Source organism: Arthrobacter sp. 2YAF22_2, assembly GCF_052114645.1.
Classification (GTDB): Bacteria; Actinomycetota; Actinomycetes; order Actinomycetales; family Micrococcaceae; genus Arthrobacter.
Genome location: NZ_JBFRFD010000462.1, coordinates 1 through 2,928 on the forward strand (window position 1 = coordinate 1; position 2,928 = coordinate 2,928).

The following is a 2,928-nucleotide window of genomic DNA, read 5'->3' on the forward strand; positions in this document are numbered from 1 at the left end:
GCGCAAGGCGGCGTTCGGCGTCCCCACGCTCGTGGCCAGCATCCTGGCCGCCGGCCTCGTCGGCGGCGGCGTCGTGGCCGGGGGCAACGCCCTGATCGGCAACCGGCCGCTCGCTTCCACCAGCAGCACCGGCCAGTCCGGCACCGTGATCGTGAACAACCAGGACTCCGTCAACGCCATCACGGCCGCGGCTGTGAAGGCCTCCCCGAGCGTCGTGACCATTAAGGCCACGAGCGGCAGCGACGGCGGGACCGGGTCCGGCATCATCCTCGATGGCGACGGGCACATCCTCACCAACACCCACGTCGTCACCCTGGACGGCAAGACGTCGAAGGCCGCGCTGGAAGTCCGCACGAGCGACGGCAGGGTCTTCAGTGCGACCGTCGTTGGTACGGATCCGCTCTCTGACCTTGCGGTCATCAAGGTCAACAACCCCGCCGGACTGGTCGTTGCCACCATGGGCGACTCGGACAAGCTCAACGTCGGGGACACCGCGATCGCGATCGGCTCCCCGCTGGGCCTGACCGGGACCGTGACCGACGGCATCGTCTCCACGCTCAACCGCACCATCAGCGTGGCGTCCTCGGCAGCCCCCAAGGACGGTTCCGACAACTCCCAGGGCGGCAACCAGGGGTTCCAGTTCGCGCCTCCCGGCGGCGGCCAGGCACCGAGCACTGCGGCCCAGGGCAGCATTTCGATCAACGTGATCCAGACCGACGCGGCCATCAACCCGGGCAACTCGGGCGGCGCGCTGGTCAACAGCAAGGGTGAGATCATCGGCGTCAACGTCGCCATCGCCTCCGCGGGCGGTGACTCAAGCGGCAGCAGCAGCAGCGGCAACATCGGCGTCGGGTTCAGCATCCCGATCAACCACGCCAAGCGCGTGGCCCAGGAAATCATCACCAACGGCAAGGCCACCCACGGCCAGTTCGGGGTAAGCGTCAAGCCGAAGGCGGGCACCTCGTCTTCCGGCTTCTCGGTTGGCGCCGATGTGGCCACGGTCGAGCCCGGCTCGGCGGCCGACAAGGCCGGCATCAAGGTGGGCGACGTCATCACCAAGTTCCAGGACCTAACGATCAGCGATCCGAACCAGTTGACTGCCGCCGTGCGTGAACAGGCCGCCGGCGCCAGCGTTAAGGTAACGGTTCTCCGGGGCGGCCAGGCGAAGGAACTGGACGTGACCCTCGGGGCCGCCGCCGACCAGTAGGAAGCACGAGCGGAAGGCACCGGGTGCGGCAGCGCACCCCGCCCGCGACGCCGGCTGGCACCTTGGGGGTGCCAGCCGGCATTCCTACTTCTAGGGCCTTTTTCGAAGGCCGCGCCGGGCCCGCGCTATATGGTTAGCTAGGAGCACCCCGGCACCTCCGGGCGTTCCCTGGCCATGACCCGCCCGGCTGGCCGCGCACCCGGATGGAAGGCTGCTGTAGACACAGTGGAAGAGACTCTGAAGATCATCGTGCTGGTCAAGCACGTACCCGACGCACAGTTCGACCGCCACCTCAGCGGCGGGGACAAGACGACTGACCGGTCCGAAAGCATCCTGTCGGAGCTGGACGAATACGCCCTCGAGGCCGCGCTGCAGCTGATCGAGGCGCGCGGCGGCGAGGCCGCCGGCAACAAGGTCATCGCACTGAGCATGGGCCCGGCCGGCGCCGTCAACGCCGTCAAGAAATCACTCCAGATCGGCGCCACCGAAGGCGTGCACCTCAGCGACGAGGCGCTGGCCGGCTCCGACGCCGCCGCCACCTCGCTCGCGCTGGCCGCCGCAATCCGGCACCTCGGCGCCGACGCCCCCGTCGATCTGATCCTGACCGGCATGGCCTCCACCGACGGCGAGACTTCCCTGGTTCCGGCCCAGCTGGCCGAGCGGCTCGACCTCCCGCAGGTGACCTTCGCGGCGTCGCTCGAAGTCGCCGGCGGCAAGCTCACCGCCCGCCGCGACGGGGATTCGCACGCCGACACCGTCGAAGCCACGCTGCCGGCCCTCGTCTCGGTCACCGACCAGATCAACAGCCCGCGCTACCCGAATTTCAAAGGCATCATGGCGGCGAAGAAGAAGACCATCACCACCCTGACGCTGGCGGATATCGGCGTCGACCCGGGCCTCGTGGGGCTGTCCGGATCCTGGACCGTGGTCGAGGCCGCAGAGGTCCGCCCGCCGCGGACCGCGGGCACCATCATCACCGACGAAGGGGACGCCGGCATCAAGCTGGTTGAGTTCCTGGCCGCCCAGAAGCTGCTCTAAGGGGATCCCCAGACATGGCAAAAGTACTTGTATTCATTGACACCCCCGGCCGGGCGCTGAAGAAGTCCAGCCTGGAGCTGCTCACCATCGCCCGCTCTCTCGGCGAACCGGCCGTGGCCCTCAACGGCGAACTGCACGACGACGTCGCGGCGGCTCTGGGCGAATACGGAGCCCAGGCCCTGTACCGGCCCTCCGCCGAAGACCTGGACGACTACCTCGTCGGACCCAAGGCGTCCTACCTTGCGGCCGCCGCGCAAACCAGCGGGGCCACCATCGTCCTGGCCGAGAACTCCGCCGAGGGCAAGGAAATCGCCGCCCGCCTGGGCATCAAGCTCGGCGCCGGCGTGATCACCGACGTCGTCGCCGTCGACCCCGACGGCACCGCGCACAAATCGGTCCTGGCCGGCTCGTACATGACCACCGCCAAGACGACCACGCCGGTAGCCGTGCTCACTGTCAAGCCCAACAGCATCACCCCGGAGCCGGCAGTCACCGGCACGGCGCCCCAAGCTGCAATCATCGAGGTGCCGGCCACGGCCACCGCCGCTTCGGCCCGGATCACCGGCCGCACCGAAAAGACCGCCAGCGGACGCCCCGAGCTCTCCGAAGCCCGGATCGTGGTGGCCGGCGGCCGCGGCGTGGACGGGAACTTCGCGCCCGTCGAGGACCTCGCAGACGCCCTC

The 2,928-nt window shown here is 69.1% G+C and carries 3 protein-coding genes; all 3 read left to right on the forward strand.

The genetic code is table 11. The annotated features are described in order from the left end of the window. Window positions 1–1,207 (forward strand): S1C family serine protease (locus AB4Y86_RS15860; protein WP_441403147.1); only part of this gene is annotated, 1,207 nt, incomplete at its 5' end. A gap of 237 nt (window positions 1,208–1,444) precedes the next feature. After that, the gene (locus tag AB4Y86_RS15865) at window positions 1,445–2,245 is read left to right on the forward strand and encodes an electron transfer flavoprotein subunit beta/FixA family protein (RefSeq protein ID WP_441403149.1); all 801 of its coding nucleotides are present in this window, start codon (window positions 1,445–1,447) and stop codon (window positions 2,243–2,245) included. Window positions 2,246–2,259: 14 nt separating this feature from the next. Further along, window positions 2,260–2,928, forward strand: a 669-nt coding sequence (locus AB4Y86_RS15870) for an electron transfer flavoprotein subunit alpha/FixB family protein (RefSeq protein WP_441403148.1), incomplete at its 3' end; no start/stop codon positions are given.